The sequence below is a fragment of the Pseudomonas sp. FSL R10-2189 genome (genome assembly GCF_009600325.1).
In the GTDB taxonomy this organism is placed as follows: Bacteria; Pseudomonadota; Gammaproteobacteria; order Pseudomonadales; family Pseudomonadaceae; genus Aquipseudomonas; species Aquipseudomonas helleri.
Map to the genome: position 1 here is coordinate 58815 of NZ_WIVZ01000005.1, position 14767 is coordinate 73581.

15 protein-coding genes are annotated in these 14767 nt (G+C 58.0%); 4 read left to right on the top strand and 11 right to left on the bottom strand.

Features of this window, described 5'->3' with window-relative positions; translation table 11 throughout:
* Positions 1–3: 3 nt before the first annotated feature.
* From GHO32_RS05915 to GHO32_RS05925, 3 genes are all read right to left on the bottom strand, one after another.
* Entirely contained in the window at positions 4–255 is a 252-nt protein-coding gene (locus tag GHO32_RS05915; protein WP_048373891.1) for an acyl carrier protein, read from the bottom strand.
* A 27-nt stretch (positions 256–282) separates the two neighbouring features.
* Complete coding sequence (locus GHO32_RS05920) at positions 283–1212, bottom strand: hypothetical protein (protein WP_218577045.1); 930 nt, start codon at positions 1210–1212, stop codon at positions 283–285.
* A gap of 229 nt (positions 1213–1441) precedes the next feature.
* The gene (locus GHO32_RS05925) at positions 1442–3169 is read right to left on the bottom strand and encodes an AMP-binding protein (protein ID WP_153336437.1); all 1728 of its coding nucleotides are present in this window, start codon (positions 3167–3169) and stop codon (positions 1442–1444) included.
* A 668-nt stretch (positions 3170–3837) separates the two neighbouring features.
* Here GHO32_RS05925 and GHO32_RS05930 point away from each other — a divergent pair.
* The 3 genes from GHO32_RS05930 (at position 3838) to GHO32_RS05940 (ending at position 7904) form a co-directional block, all read left to right on the top strand.
* The gene (locus GHO32_RS05930) at positions 3838–5952 is read left to right on the top strand and encodes a mechanosensitive ion channel family protein (RefSeq protein WP_153336426.1); all 2115 of its coding nucleotides are present in this window, start codon (positions 3838–3840) and stop codon (positions 5950–5952) included.
* Positions 5953–6097: 145 nt separating this feature from the next.
* Positions 6098–6982 carry a sugar nucleotide-binding protein gene (locus GHO32_RS05935; RefSeq protein ID WP_153336427.1) on the top strand — a complete coding sequence of 295 codons (885 nt, stop codon included), beginning with the start codon at positions 6098–6100 and terminating at the stop codon, positions 6980–6982.
* A complete protein-coding gene (locus GHO32_RS05940) occupies positions 6975–7904 on the top strand; it encodes an NAD-dependent epimerase/dehydratase family protein (protein ID WP_153336428.1) in 930 nt (309 codons plus the stop codon). The genes GHO32_RS05935 and GHO32_RS05940 overlap by 8 nt, the downstream gene beginning before the upstream one ends.
* A 188-nt stretch (positions 7905–8092) precedes the next feature.
* On the opposite strand, the gene GHO32_RS05945 is transcribed toward GHO32_RS05940, so the two are convergent.
* The 5 genes from GHO32_RS05945 to GHO32_RS05965 form a co-directional block, all read right to left on the bottom strand.
* Positions 8093–8791 (bottom strand): OmpW family protein, encoded by a 699-nt coding sequence (locus tag GHO32_RS05945; RefSeq protein WP_153336429.1) that lies wholly within the window; start codon positions 8789–8791, stop codon positions 8093–8095.
* 120 nt (positions 8792–8911) lie between these two features.
* Positions 8912–9421, bottom strand: coding sequence for a DUF3299 domain-containing protein (locus GHO32_RS05950; protein WP_153336438.1), 510 nt, complete (start codon positions 9419–9421; stop codon positions 8912–8914).
* Between the two features lie 25 nt (positions 9422–9446).
* Complete coding sequence (locus tag GHO32_RS05955; protein ID WP_048388952.1) at positions 9447–10712, bottom strand: ABC transporter permease; 1266 nt, start codon at positions 10710–10712, stop codon at positions 9447–9449.
* Between the two features lies 1 nt (position 10713).
* Positions 10714–11424 carry an ABC transporter ATP-binding protein gene (locus tag GHO32_RS05960; RefSeq protein ID WP_153336430.1) on the bottom strand — a complete coding sequence of 237 codons (711 nt, stop codon included), beginning with the start codon at positions 11422–11424 and terminating at the stop codon, positions 10714–10716.
* Positions 11425–11565: 141 nt separating this feature from the next.
* Entirely contained in the window at positions 11566–12126 is a 561-nt protein-coding gene (locus tag GHO32_RS05965) for a DUF2796 domain-containing protein (RefSeq protein ID WP_153336431.1), read from the bottom strand.
* A 131-nt stretch (positions 12127–12257) separates the two neighbouring features.
* On the opposite strand from GHO32_RS05965, the gene GHO32_RS05970 reads away from it, so the two are divergent.
* The gene (locus GHO32_RS05970; RefSeq protein WP_153336432.1) at positions 12258–12605 is read left to right on the top strand and encodes a hypothetical protein; all 348 of its coding nucleotides are present in this window, start codon (positions 12258–12260) and stop codon (positions 12603–12605) included.
* A gap of 104 nt (positions 12606–12709) precedes the next feature.
* Here the strand turns inward: GHO32_RS05970 and GHO32_RS05975 are convergent, their stop codons facing one another.
* Genes GHO32_RS05975 through GHO32_RS05985 form a run of 3 tightly spaced genes read right to left on the bottom strand, consistent with a single transcriptional unit; the run spans position 12710 to position 14752 of the window.
* Positions 12710–13585 (bottom strand): co-chaperone YbbN, encoded by an 876-nt coding sequence (locus tag GHO32_RS05975; protein WP_153336433.1) that lies wholly within the window; start codon positions 13583–13585, stop codon positions 12710–12712.
* Positions 13586–13616: 31 nt separating this feature from the next.
* The gene (locus GHO32_RS05980) at positions 13617–14306 is read right to left on the bottom strand and encodes a methyltransferase (RefSeq protein WP_153336434.1); all 690 of its coding nucleotides are present in this window, start codon (positions 14304–14306) and stop codon (positions 13617–13619) included.
* Positions 14303–14752, bottom strand: coding sequence for a YbaY family lipoprotein (locus GHO32_RS05985; RefSeq protein ID WP_153336435.1), 450 nt, complete (start codon positions 14750–14752; stop codon positions 14303–14305). The genes GHO32_RS05980 and GHO32_RS05985 overlap by 4 nt, the downstream gene beginning before the upstream one ends.
* Between the last annotated feature and the right edge of the window lie 15 nt (positions 14753–14767).

Consider the following 14767-nt stretch of genomic DNA (forward strand, 5'->3'; position numbering starts at 1 on the left):
CGATCAGGCGACTTGTTGCTGCTGCAACTGGCTGTCGATTTGCTCCAGGGTGGTGTACTGGGTGATGTTGAGTTGCTCAGGATCAATGGATCCGTAGAGCTGTTCGCAATAGACGATCAGCTCAACCACATTGAGTGAATCGATACCCAGCTCGCCCAAGCCGACGTGGGTGTCGACGGATTCGATATTGAGAATCTTGGCGGCTTCCTTTTTCAGAAGTTCCAGGGTATTGAGGGTGTCAGTCGTCGTTGTCATAGGTGCTTCTCCTGGGGGTACAGCGGGTTAAATTGACTCGGGTTCAGGCTTGGCCACGCGCATGCTTGCGCGCAATTCGTGATAACAGCGGTAAGAGCTGCCTTCCATTTTGGTAAACGCCAACAGGTCACGCTGGTCGAGAAAGCTCGCCACGGCGCCGCGGCTGACCAGATGCAAAAGCAGTTCATTGGAGGCGAGTTTCAGTGCCAGCACGCGGTGTACGTCTTCGCTCTCGTAGCGGTCGGCGAGCGTCTTGGTGTGGGCGGCAGCTGCGATGAAGTCGCGTGACGCGCGCTCATCCGGCGTGAGTTCGAGGCGCCCCTGATTTGCCAGCCATTGCAGATGGGCCATCAGTGCGCGCACCAGAAAAGGTCGTACTGTCGTCAGGTATTTATTGAGTACCGCAGGCCCGCCCACTTTCAGGCGATCTTCCTGGGCAACCTGCACCGTGCCCTTGACGTTCCCCAACTGCACGACATCGCCGAGAAAGGGGTCGCCGCAGAGCGTTCGCTTGAGGGTCTTGTATTGCTCGGGCCAGACCAGAAAGGCCGACGGGAAAAACGAGCCCGGCGTGCGGGCGGCAACGATCGCCATGCCATCAAGGTTGGCGTACATGCCCCAGACCTTGTCGATGTGCAGCTTGAAACCATCCCCTTCCGGCTGGGCGACCGTGCGCCAGCTCGTGAGGGTTGGGCCGCCAGCATCACTCATCAGAAAGCGCAGGGCGCTGCCGGCATCAATGCTGGCGCGTGCTCGCTCATATTGATCGGGTGTCAGAAACAGCGAAAACAAATGGGCGAAGTTCTGCATGAAGGATCGGTAGTGCAACGCCAGACCGTCTTGCTCAATGCGCTCCAGAATAAGTTCCAGGTCATGGGTCGGCTGCGACAGGGCAACTGAGGGCCGGTTCAATTGTTCGGCTGCCTCATAGTTGTGCATCGTCTGCGAAATCAACATGTCCGAATCCATCAGTCGCACTGAGGCGCGCGAAATAATCTGGATCAACTGAGCAGGAAGTTCGCCATAGAGGGATAAGCGGTGAAGAACTGGTTGCGCGCACACATTCAATAATGAATGGCGTGACGAACCCGTCTCCCCACCTTGCATCAAAGTGTGCATAGTGAGTGATCCAGTAATTAAAAGGTGCAGTGCGTCAGCGTGTCGATGTCACAGCGTTGCTTATGCGTTAACTCGTAAGTTGCGCTGTCTCGGATTTATCTGTGTTGTCCAATGCCAGTTGGAGATAAATGTTCCTGCACTCCAGACGTTTAAGTTTGTTACTGGTGGTGCGTGGCAAACTTCCGGGAGGGACAAACGAAATGGCGTGGGCGCCAAATCCAAACTTGTCGCGCAATTGGTTTTGAAGTTGAGTGCGCAGTTCTATTTGATCCTGTTTCGCATCAAGCTCGATCAGAATCGCCAAACTTTCGGTTCTCTGTGTTTCGTCATAGATACCGAAAGCCGCTATTGCATTGCCACCGCTGGCCAATAAAGGGTGTGAGGCAATGACGTCTTCAATTTCATGCGGGAAGTAATTACTGCCCCGGATGATGATGAGTTCTTTCTTGCGGCCCAGGACAAACACGTGTTCATCCACTCGATAACCGATATCACCGGTCGCAAACCAGTCGCCGCTTTGGTACTGCTCGGTCTGGCCTTCGGCGGGCAAATAGCCGGACATGACTGACGTACCGCGTATAAAGATTTCACCCACTTCGCGATCCTTGGCGTCGGAACGGTCCAGAGCCTTCACGGCAACGTGCATACCCTCGATCGGGCGCCCCATCGACAGCACGGTTTCTACCCTGCGAGTGTTCTCGTCGGCGCGGCGTGCCTGCCAATGGTCGATCACTGCGCCGGAGTCGATGCGGTCAGCAATGACGTAGGAGAGCGCCTGCTTGTCGTAATTGAAGTTCGTGTTATGCATGGTCACCGCCAGCGTCGATTCCGCCATGCCGTAACACGGTTGCAGCGCAGAACGTGAAAGGCCGTGCGTTGCGAACGTCTGTGCAAACTCCTTCAGGCAGGCTTCATCCACTCTTTCGGCGCCGACAAAGATGTTGCGCAACTTGCTCAGGTCGACGTCTTTCATTGACGCTTCGCGGTAACGGCGAATGCAATACTGCAGGGCGAACGTCGGTGCAGCCGTGGTAGTTGCACCAAAACTGGACATGCGCTTAAGCCAGCCAAGCGGGTTGCGAATAAAGCTGGCCGGTTGCATCAACAGCAGGGGCGCTTGGTAATACAGGTTCGACAATAGCGTCACCAGGCCCATGTCGTGATGCAGCGGCAGCCAGGACGCAGAGGCGTCGCCGCGCTCAACACTGTAACCCACCACGCCGCCGATACCGCGCACATTGGCGATGACATTGCGGTGGCTGAGGATGGCGGCCTTGGGGCGACCGGTCGAGCCCGAGGTCAGTTGCACATGATGGCCGCTGTCCGCCTGGCAACGCTCCACGCGCACTGCAAACCCTGCGCTGGCAGCGAGCTTCACCTCTTCGCTCGAGAACACCCGTACAGGCAGGTGGGCAAGCAAACGCTGGAGTGCGGGTGTGTTGCTCTCGGATGCGATCAGCAGGCGTGGTGCAAACAACTGACAGGCCACGTAGATCTGGTTGCGCGGGGAGTCGGCCATCAGCCTTCCGGGTAGCGCTACCGTGCAAGGCAAAGCGCCAATCAAAACGCACCCGGTCAATAACACCAGTTGATCGATGGAGGCCGGCAGGGCAAGGATAACCAAATCATTACGAACAACTCCCAGTTCGGTCAGGGCTGAAGAGACTGCCAACGCTTGTTGTGCCAACGCCGCATAGGAGATGCTTTTTTCTTCTCCGTTCTCTTCTATAACCGTAATGTGGCGCAGTGCACTTTGCTGTGGGTTATCCATCGCGCACAAAATAGCATCGATCATTGTTTCCAATTTCCGATCTCCGGGCAGTCAGACAAACAAGGCTATTAAATAGTGAAAGTGCAGTGTGGTACTCGAATGAGGGTTCAAGCCTGTAATGCCCTATTCGAACGACTCTAATAGATGAAATTATGTTTGTAAATATGTCATGAAAACTTTCATTTACGTAAACATGGGTGTGTGCACTGCGTTGTTGCTTTGTTTTGAAGTGGAATTCTAGTTGTTTAATCGTCTAAACATTAAGTGTGTTATGTAGGGTTTGTTGTATTTAAACGGCCTGCACAGGTGTTCCATTTTTGTAAGGGTGTCTGCTCTTAACTGTACGTATTGTCTTGATAAAGTTGTTGGGTTTATGCGGTTTAAACTTGTTTTAAAGTTGTCGTTTATTGGCTCTTGTGCGGAGTTCTAATAAGAGTGATGGCCTTCACATATTGAGAGCTTGATTTACTGTTTGCTACGTATGAAGTGTCTGGTGTCTGATCTTCGGGTTACACATTTTGTCTGGCCGTGTATTTTATGGAGGTCACTTCAGGCAGCCCCCGGGCGATGATTTCTGGCGCCAGAGGTGGCATTGACTACGCTGTACGTGATCGAAAACGCAGACGTGCCCTGTATCGAACCTGATCATTTGGTACGGTGGGTCTATCAAGGATGTGCATGAGGCCCCGGGTTTGTCCAAATTCAAAACAGTTTTTGTGTTCCTCATTCTGTTGCTGTCAGGCAACGGCCTGCTTCACGCGGCACCCACCCTGGCCTCGGTCATCAAAGCCGAAGAGACCGACGGCAAACCGCCGGTATTGGTAGACGGCGGGCTGCTCGGGGTGTTGGGTTCCAGCATCGATGATGTGCAAGACCAGTTGGGGCTGAGCAAGCACTTGCTGGATATCTGGCGCCTGCGTGCTGAGCGGGCAGCCCATGAGGCCGGAGCGCTGGCCGAGAAGGTGGTCGAGCAGCCTGATAAAAATGGTGTGGGCGACTTTTTCGTGTTGCTGGTTGTCTGGTCTGGCGTTTTTGCCGGGTTGATGCTGGCAGGCAAACTACTGGTACGTTCTTTGAACAACACCCGCGTCGTGCAAGCGCGTCCGCGCCTGCAGCGGCTGTTGCGCGCCGGAGTGCCGTACTTGCTGCCTGCGGTGCTGTCGTTGGTCGTCATCGTGTTCGGCAGCCACTTGTTGCCCAGCTCAATTGGCCGTGCTCTGGCAGTGTGTTTGACCTACGCCGGCAGCAGCGGGGTGTTTTGTGCGGCGCTGGTGATGTCATTGATCGCAATGCTCGATGCCGGCCACAAACGGCCCGCCGTGCGGATTATTCGTCAGCACTGTGTGCGTCCGTTGTTCGCGATGGGGTTCTTTGCTGCGTTGAGTGACGGGCTGGACACCCCGCAGGTCGGGCTCACGCTGGGCGCTAATATCGCCAGTTGTCTCTCTATATTTTCGGGGTTGGTCGCGTGCGCCATCTTCGCTTATCTGGCGATCAAGTTGCGCCGCCCAGTGGGGCAACTGATTCGCAATCGAGCGCTGGCGCAGCGCTTGGGGCAGCCTGCTTTCCAGGAGTCGTTGCGGATATTTTCGGTGCTCTGGTATTGGCCCATTCTGCTCATGCTGCTGGTCTCGGCGCTGGACCTGGTGGGCATCGGCGAGGGCAGCGGGCGGGCGCTGCGCAGTGCATTGCTGACCTCAGGCTTGCTGATTGCCACGGTGTTTCTGGGTTCGCTTTTGCACCACTCATTCACCACACTCCTGCGCTCCAACGGTGCCTACCGCGTGCGTTTGATGATGGTGGTGTATGTGCTGTTGCGCATTCTGCTGGCCGTGGCCTTCATCGAATTGCTGGCGCAGATCTGGGGGTTCTCCGTACTGGCGTTTGCCTCCGATAGCCACACGGGGCAAGTCATCAGTGATTCGCTTGGGCACATCCTGCTGATTTTTCTGGTCACCTGGCTGGCCTGGGTGGTGATGGATACCGCCATCCAGCAAGTTCTGGAGCCTCCGGTGACCCGGCGCGGCACTCATGCACCGAGCACCCGCATCAAAACCATCCTGCCGTTGATCCGCAATGCCATAAAAGTAGTGCTAGCGGTGATCTTCACCATCACCACCCTGGCCAACCTGGGCGTGAACGTGACCCCGTTTCTGGCGGGCGCGGGGGTGATCGGCCTGGCGATTGGTTTTGGCTCCCAGCAACTGGTGCAAGACGTCATCACCGGGCTGTTCATCCTTATAGAAGACACCATCTCGGTGGGCGATTGGGTCGAGATCGACTCCAACCACGCCGGCACGGTCGAAGGGCTGACTATCCGTACCTTGAGGCTGCGCGATTCGCGGGGTTATGTGCACTCGGTGCCCTTCGGTCAGATCAAGGCGGTGATCAACCATTCGCGGCAATTTGCCTACGCGTATTTCGCCGTTCAGTTCACCTATGACAGCGATATGGATAAAGCCTCGGACTTGATCAGCGAGGCAGGGCGGCAGATCAGCGACGACCCGTTGCTCAGCCTGAGTTTGCAGGGGGCGATGAGCGTGTACGGGATCGACAGCATGAACCTCGACGGGGTCACGATTACCGCGCAGTTCAGAACGATGTCCGGTGCGCAGGGCTCTATTACGCGGGCATTCAATGAACGACTTAAAAAGCTTGTGGATAATTCAGCCGATGTACATTTTGCACAACATTATCCACAGGGCTTTTTGATACCTGCGCGTGACACCGGGCAAACCGCACAAGCGGCAGCCGAACCGCCGCGTTCTGCGCTTGTGCTGCCTGACATGCCGCCTTCATCACAGTGATGGCAAATAACCAGCTGCGCAGTTTGTCAGTGACGACTCGCACAGAAACCCGCAAAATGGTGGGGTCTTGATCATGGCCAACAGCTTCCACGGTTGGTTTTCTGGTATATATCACCGTTCTGAATAGACTGAGCCTGCACACTCTATGCGAATGCGCCTTATGTTATTGGGCGGCGGAAATGCTCTCGGGCAGGCGCTGATTCGTCTGGGTGCCGAGGAAGACATCAATTTCCTCGCCCCGCGTCCGCCGCAAGACGGCTGGGACGCCGCGAGCCTGACGCAGCTGCTGGACGAGACCCGTCCGGATGCCGTCATCAACCTTGCGTACTACTTCGACTGGTTTCAGGCGCGGAGCGTGAGCGAAACACGCCTTGCCGACCAGGAACGGGCGGTCGAGCGGCTCTCTGAGTTGTGCCAGCACCACGGCATCACCTTGCTTCAGCCTTCCAGCTATCGAGTGTTCGACGGTTCGCGGGCCACGGCCTACAGCGAAAAAGACGAACCTGTGCCGCTCGGCCTGCGCGGTCAGGCGTTGTGGCGTATTGAGCAAAGTGTGCGGGCCATCTGCCCGCAACATGTTCTGCTGCGTTTCGGCTGGTTGCTTGATGACAGTCCCGAAGGCAGCCTGGGCCGGTTTTTGGCTCAGGCAGAAAAGCCCGGCGAATTGTTCAAGGCGGATGATCGACGCGGCAACCCGACACCCGTCGATGATGCCGCCCGGGTCATTATTTCGGTGCTCAAACAACTCGATTGCGCGGCGCCGCTGTGGGGCACCTACCACTACGCCGGGCATGAGGCCACAACGCCGCTGGCGCTGGGCCAGGCCATCCTGGATGAAGCGCGGCACTTGCACCCGCTGGCCATCCAGGCGCCGACACCGCAGGCACACGCTGCATGCCCTGATGCCTCAGAAGAGCCTCAGCATGCGGTACTGGCCTGTAAAAAAATCCTTCACACCTTCGGGATCAAACCTCGCGCCTGGCGTGCAGGGCTCCCGGCTTTACTGGACAGGTTTTATCGTCATGGTTGATGCCCCCGTTTTAATCACCGGCGGTGCCGGTTTTATCGGTTCCAATCTGGTGGACGGCTTGCTGGCCAAAGGGCATGCCGTACGAATCCTCGACGATATGTCGACAGGCAAGCGCAACAACTTGCCTCTGGATAACCCCAAGGTCGAACTCATTGAAGGCAACGTCGCCGATGCGGCCCTGGTCAAGCGCGCCATGGCCGGCTGCAGTGCAGTCGTGCACCTGGCCGCGGTGGCCTCGGTGCAGGCCTCGGTAGACGACCCGGTGAGCACTCACCAAAGCAACTTTGTCGGCACGCTCAATGTGTGCGAAGCCATGCGCGAAGCGGGCGTCAAACGAGTGGTGTTTGCCTCCAGCGCTGCGGTGTATGGCAACAACGGTGAGGGCGAGTCGATTGTTGAAGACACGCCTAAAGCGCCGCTGACCCCTTATGCTTCGGACAAGCTGGCCAGTGAGTACTATCTGGACTTCTATCGCCGCCAGCACGCGTTGGAGCCAGTAGTTTTCCGCTTCTTCAACGTCTACGGGCCGCGCCAGGATCCATCTTCGCCATACTCAGGCGTGATCAGCATTTTCAGTGAACGCGCTGAAAAAGGCCTGCCGATCACCATCTTTGGTGATGGCGAGCAAACCCGCGACTTCATCTACGTGGGTGATTTGGTCGGCATTCTGGTGCAGGCCGTTGAAGCACCACAGGTTGAAGAGGGCGCCATCAACGTGGGCCTGAACAAAGCCACCACCCTCAAGCAAATGCTCGAAGCCTTGAGCGAAGTGGTTGGCGAACTGCCACCGATCAGCTACGGCCCGGCTCGCCCGGGTGATATCCGCCATTCGCGTGCGGACAACAGTCGCTTGCTGCAGCGCTTCACCCTCGGTGACGCCACACCGATGAACGTCGGTCTGGCCCACCTGTTGGGGCGTTAACAACCCGAGTAACACTTCAACACCTTGTGGGAGCGGGCTTGCTCGCGATGGAAGCGACGCGGTTTTACAGAAAACCGCATCGTCTGCATCGCTGGCAAGCCAGGCTCCCACAGGTTTCGAAGTGCACCTTAAAAGGCGCTTTTTTCTTGCCGCTTGAAGCTAGAGGCTTTTGGCCAAGCGCTGCGCGCTTAAAACTTATAACCCAGGCCGACCATGTACACGAAAGGATCAACGTCGACGTTGACCTTGGCGCGGGTGCCATCGCCCACGGCGCTGTTGTTGACGTAGGCGTGCGTGTCGATATCGATGTAACGCGCCTGGGCGTTGATCATGATGTTGTCGGTCAGCATGTAGTCAGCACCGATCTGCCAGGCCACGCCCCACGAGTTGGACGCGCGGAAGTTGTCGAAACCTTCAGCCGTTGCGCGGCTGCCCACGTGCTCGTCGTAGATCCAGGTGTAGTTGATACCGGCACCCACGTACGGTTGGAACACCGACTTGGAATCCAGCGGGTAGTACACAAGGCTCAGGGTTGGCGGCAAGTGCTTGAGAGTCCCCAGCTTGCCGTTGGCTTGTGGCAGGCCCGTATTTTTGAGTTTCACGTCATGCTCAAACGGGGTCGCGGCCAACAGTTCGATACCCACGTGATCGGTGATCATGTAGGCAAAGTTAAGACCCAGTTGCGTGTCGCTGCTCATGGTCGCCTTGCCGCCCAGATCGGTTCCGCCCAACGAGCCGCGGTCCACTTTGACGTGGGAGCTATCGGCTTTCGGGTTTACCGTAATGGCACCGGCACGCAGGATGATGTCACCCTCGGAATGCGCGTGGGCCAACGGTGCGACAACGGCAAGCGTCAGCGCGGCGGCGCTAAGCAGGGACTTTTGCATGGGAGCTCCATTGGGATATTTAAAATTTATATAACCAATGGTAATGAGCGGCCGGGCCCGTTCTGTTGACCCAGCTCAATGAAAAGTGAAGACGTGAAAATTTCGTGAACAGCTGCCGGGTTAGTCCGGCAGTTCGTAGACCACGATCTTTTGTGCATCCATCTGATAGCCCGCGTCAGCCAAGTCGCTGGTGCTGGGCTTGACCTGCAGGGCACCGACGATCCAGTACGGTTGATACAACTCGTCGACCTGAACCCCGACTTTGCTGGTCACGTGCACGATCTGGTTGGACGGCGGAGGCGGCACGTGGATGCACGCGCCAAAGTACGGTACCAGCAGAAACTCCGTAGTACGCCCCTCTTCATTGACTTCCAGCGGCACGATGTATCCCGGCAGGCGAATCAGTTGGCCATCGAGTTGGGTGACCACGGGGGCGTTGGGCAAGTCCTGCTTGGCCGCGGGAGCGGTCTCCATGTCGCCCATTTGCGACAGGTCATGCAGCGGCGTCATGTTCGGCACTTCGGGCGGCGCGTCTGGCGGAATCATCTCTGACCACGTCAGTTCTTTCGGCTCGGCCGCCCACAAGGGTGTGCTCACCCAGAGAAACAGCGCCAGCAGCACACCAGACATCGCAGCTTTTTTCATTAACCTGAGCTCATAAACGAATGGACAGACCATCGGCCAGCGATTGTCGGTAAGCGCGCCATGCCGGTACGCAGCCCATCAGCAGGGCGGCTGCCAGAATACCGCCGAGCAGCGTCCATTCATATTCACTTGGCCAGGCCAGCGGCAAATAGATCCCGTAATTCGACTGCACATACCCCTGAGCCAGCGCGATGCACACGTACAGCAAGCCGACGCCTGCCACCACGCCTGCCAAAGCCAGGGCCAGCGCTTCAAACACCAGCAGCGTGGCGATATGCCAGGGCCGTGCACCCACCGAGCGCAGGATCGCCATCTCGCGGCGGCGCTCATTGAGGCTGGTCAAAATGGCCGTCAGCATGCCGATCAACCCCGTCAGCACCACAAACAGCGACACTACGAACAGCGCCTTTTCAGCGGTGCTCATCAGGCTCCAGAGTTCCTGCAACGCCACGCCGGGCAGAATCGCCATCATCGGCTCGCCGCGAAACTCATTGATCTCGCGTTGCAGGGCAAAGGTCGAAATCTTGCTGTTCAGGCCGAGCATAAACGCCGTGATGGCCTGAGGTGTCAGGTCCATATTGCGCGCCTGGTCGGCAGTGACCCGGGCAGCGCCTTGGGCAGGCACGCCGTTGTGCCAGTCGATATGGATCGCCTCCATACCGCCGAGGCTGATATGCAGCGTGCGGTCCACAGGCGTGCCGGTGCGCTTGAGGATGCCGACCACGGTGAAGGGCTTGTCGTCGTGTTTAACCAGGCTGACCGCAGCCACGCCATGGGCCAGCACCAGCTTGTCACCCAGCTTGTAATGCAGCGCCTCGGCCACTTCGGCGCCTAGCACGACCTCGAACGGGTCGGTCTGGAAGGCACGACCGCTGGCCAGCTGAAGGTTTTGCCGATGGCCGTATTGATAGTGCTCAAAGTACGCCTCGCTGGTGCCCATCACCCGGTAGCCGCGGTGCGAGTCACCCAAAGACATCGGGATCGCCCATTTCACTTTCGGGTTATTGGCGAAGTGCTCGAAGCTGTCCCAGCGAATATTGTTGGTGGCATTGCCAATACGAAACACCGAATACAGCAGCAAATTGACCGACCCCGAACGCGCACCCACGATCAGGTCGGTGCCGCTGATGGTGCTGGCAAAGCTGGCGCGGGCTTCGGTGCGCACCCGCTCCACCGCCAGCAGCAGGCACACCGACAGGGCGATGGCGAATGCGGTGAGGATCGCGGTGAAGCGTCGGTTGGCCAGGCTGGCCAGGGCTAGGCGAAACAAATACATCTCAGACCTCTGCCGGTGTAGCGGCGCGATTAAGTTCAGACAACGACAGGTTGCGGTCGAAGAGCGTGGCCAGGCTTTGGTCGTGGCTCACAAACAGCAAGCTGGCGCCGGCCTCCCGGCACTCGGCAAACAGCAACTGAATAAACGCTTCGCGGGCGTCCGCATCGAGGGCAGAGGTGGGCTCATCGGCGATCACCAACTCGGGCTGGCCGATCAGTGCGCGGGCGGCGGCAACACGCTGTTGCTGGCCGATGGACAGCGAGTCGGCACGGCGCTCCAGCAGGGCCGGGTCTTTGAGGCCCAAATGCGCAAGCAGGGTTTGCGCGGCCTTGACAACGCTGCCATGGCGCTGGGCGGCGCGGCTGGCGCGCAATTTAGAAAAGTGACACGGCAGTTCAACGTTCTCGCGCACGGACAAAAACGGCAGCAGGTTGAACTGCTGAAAAATATACCCCGTGTGATCAACCCGAAACCGGTCCCGGGCGCCTGAGCCCAATTCACTCAGTTCTTGCCCCAGCAAACGTATCGTCCCCTGACTGGCTTTTTGCACGCCGCCCAGCAAACCCAGCAAGGTGGTTTTACCACTGCCGCTGGGGCCTTTCAGAAACAGCGTTTCGCCGGGTTCAAGACGGAAGGCCGGAATATCCAGCAGCACCGGTTGCCCGGGCCAACTGAAACTCAGGTCATTGAGTTCGATAAGTGCTTGGGTCATGGGGAAGGGTTATTACCTGCCAATGAGAATGTTGACGTTGTAGTCGCTGCCGAAGGCTGCGATAAGGGCCGCAGGACCTTCAACAGCAGGGTTACTGCGCACCCCATCGCAGCCTTCGGCAGCGACTACAAAGTGGGGAGTTTAGAACTTCAGGCTTGGCGCTTTAGGCGTCAGCTCAGAACCTTGCTGGCCGCTGCCACCAATCATTTGCACCTTGATTTTGTGGGTGCCCGGGAAGGTCTTGAAGAACTGGGTCAAATCCAGTGCTTTCAACGCCTCGGGGTTGGAGCACGTGAATGCATAGTGCGCTTCTATGTCGCTGTGGTGGTGTTCTGTTTTTGCCGCACCGGCTTCTTCAGGGGCGGCTTCGAACAACGGGCTGTCCAGGTCTTGGGCTTCAACCACACACCCAGCCGCCTTTGGCAGGCTGAACAGAGCCAGCGGGTTTTCCAGTTGGGTGCGTGCGGAATCGACCTTGGCCTTATCGGCGTCCGTGGTCGCAATGTGCTCGAAACCCACGATGTTGACGGACGGGCCGTCGAGGTCCAGCTCCAGGGTTGGGCCGTCCAGGGCCACATTCATTGTCCCGACACCATGCTCGTGGGCACCCAGGCTGCCGTGTTCATGGTCATGATCGTCGGCGGCTTGAGCCATGGTCAGTGGCAACAGAGCAAACGGCAAAGCAAGAAGCAAACGGCGCATACCACGACTCCAACAAAAAAAGTATTAAATGTTATGTAATCTTATAACAATCAATTCGAGATTTTGCCCGTGTGCTTGGCGTTCTGCAAGCCGCATGGGAGCATGCCCCATGAAATTTAAGGAGCAGGACGATGGTGCGAATTCGCGGAACGATAGGTGATTGGCCGGTTGACCTCACCGTAGAGCTGGATGAGGGCGACTGGGCGAAGCTGGGCGCGCAACTGCACGTGAGCGAAACCCCAGCCCCGAACACGGCGACGCCCGCCAAGCCCGTAAGTCAGGATGATGCTCTCTGGGAAACCACCAAAGACCTGCTGCGTAAAGCCGGGCAAATCACCGGCCCGGAACTGCTGAGCCAGCTCGAAGCCCTGACAGGCAGCACCGGTGCGGGCAAACGCCTGTTGGTGCGCCTGCGCCACAGCAGCCAGGTCAAAGTCGTCAGCGGCGTCGACTCCCCGCTCTACAGCTGGATCGAATAACCCCGCAAACCCACCCCCGTAGGAGCGAGCTTGCCTCGCGATCTTTTGATCTTAAAAGATCGCAGCCATCGTGCCTCGGCAGCTTCTACCAGAGATTTTTGACCTTAGTACAACGCCGCAAACAGCTTGCGGCGGTAGGTCGTTACCAGCGGGTGGTCATTGCCCAGCAACTCAAATACTTGCAACAAAGTCTTGTGAGTAATGCCTTCGTTGTAGCTGCGGTTGCGGGTGAACAACTTCAGCAGGCCATCCAGCGCACCTTCATATTGTTGGCGGGCCAATTGCTGAATCGCCAACTGATACGCCGCCTCATCATCCTGCGGGTTTTGCGCCACGCGGGTTTTCAAATCGGCCACGTCTGGCAGTTCTGCCGCCTGGCGCAGAAACGTCAACTGCGCTTTGGCACCGGCCAGTTCGGCTTTATGCTCATCGCTTTTAACCGCATCCAGCACCGCTTGGGCTTCGGCCAGTTCATTGCGCTCGGCCAGGCAGCGACCATACAGAATCAGCGCTTTGGCGTTGGTGTTGTCTTCAGTCAGGATGCCTTTGAGCAACGCTTCAGCATCGGCAAAACGGCTCTCGGCAAACAGCGCCTGCGCTTGCTCCAGAGGGTCTGCTTCTTCGGGCTCAGGCATTTCAACGTGCGGCTCCAGCAAGGCGCGCACGGCGGATTCAGGCAGGGCCTCCTGGAAGTGCTCGACCGGCTTGCCCTCTTTAAACAGCACCACGATGGGCAGGTTCTGAATGCCGAAGTGTTGAACCAATGCGTGTTCAACGTCGCAGTTCACCTTGGCCAGCAACAACTCACCCTGATAGCTCTCGGTGATTTTTTCAAGGATCGGCAGGATCACCTTGCACGGTGCGCACCACTCGGCCCAGAAATCCACCAGAACCGGTTGCTCGAAAGAAGCGTCGACTACCAGCTTCTGAAAATCGGCTGCGGTCACGTCGAAGCTATAAGAAGGCGTAGGCTGATTCATCAAGAGTCTCGAAACAGGTAAATGAAGGCAACTATAAAGGCTGCACCGGCAGGCTGAAAGCCGCGCGCGTGCGTTGCGCGTGATACAGGCTGACGTTGCGAAACTCATGGGGTTCGGCCAGGTCTGGCAAGGTCAGCGCCTTGAGGCTGCCCAGTTGTTGGTACAGCGGATGCTGGAAATCGCGCACCCGGGAATCAGCGACTAGCGTTTGCTGGCCGCGGGTCAAAAACTGATCCAGCAACGGCAAGTTCTCGCGGTCGTACAGTACATCCGCCACCAGGACCAGATCGAAGCGGTCAGCTTCGGTAAAAAAGTCGCTGGAATACTGCAGCTGAACGTCATTGAGTTCGGCATTCGCCCTGCAGGCCGCCAGCGCCAGAGGGTCCAGGTCGCAGGCCACCACTTCCAGCGCGCCAGCCTTTGCCGCCGCTATCGCGGCAATCCCCGAACCGGCACCAAAGTCGAGCACGCGTTTGCCTTGTACCCACTGCGGTTGCTCGTCCAGGTAGCGCGCCAACGCCAGGCCGCTGGCCCAGCAAAAGGCCCAATACGGAGGCTCATAGAGAATGCGCCGGGTCTCATCGGGGGTGAACTCACGGTCCATGTTCTGCGCATCAATCAGCCAGAGCTTGAGTGCCGTGCCTGGCAGGTCGGTGATAACCAGGCGCGCATCGCCGAGCAATGCGCGTAAAGACTGCTGCAGGTCGAGCGGTGTGTTCATGGCGCGCTGACAAAGGCCAGGGTGCCCACATTCTGTGTCGACGGCTGGCTGATGATGCGCGAGGGCAGGTGCAGGATCAATTGGCCGGACTGGCTGGCCCGTCCGCGCAGCTCAACCCGTGCCCCGGCAGGGAAAGCTTCGGGGTTAAAGCGCAGCTTGAAGGGTAACGGCTGGTTATTGCCGATGATCTTGCTGCTGGCCATCAGCCCCTGCGGGCGGCCGCGCTCGTCAACAATCAGGATCGCCAGCTCCACCTCGGCGCCTTTCGGTGCCCCGGTCAGCACGCCGCTGAGTTCACGCTGATACGCCGGTAGCGGCCCCAGATCGGCCGGTGCGTCGGTTTCTGGCTGGGCCAGCACTTGAGTTTGTGGCGGTTTGGCAGGCTCGCTGCTGCAAGCGGCCAGCAAACTGACGAAACACAGTAAAACACACGTTCGTAGTGACATGAGAAGCTCCAGCGG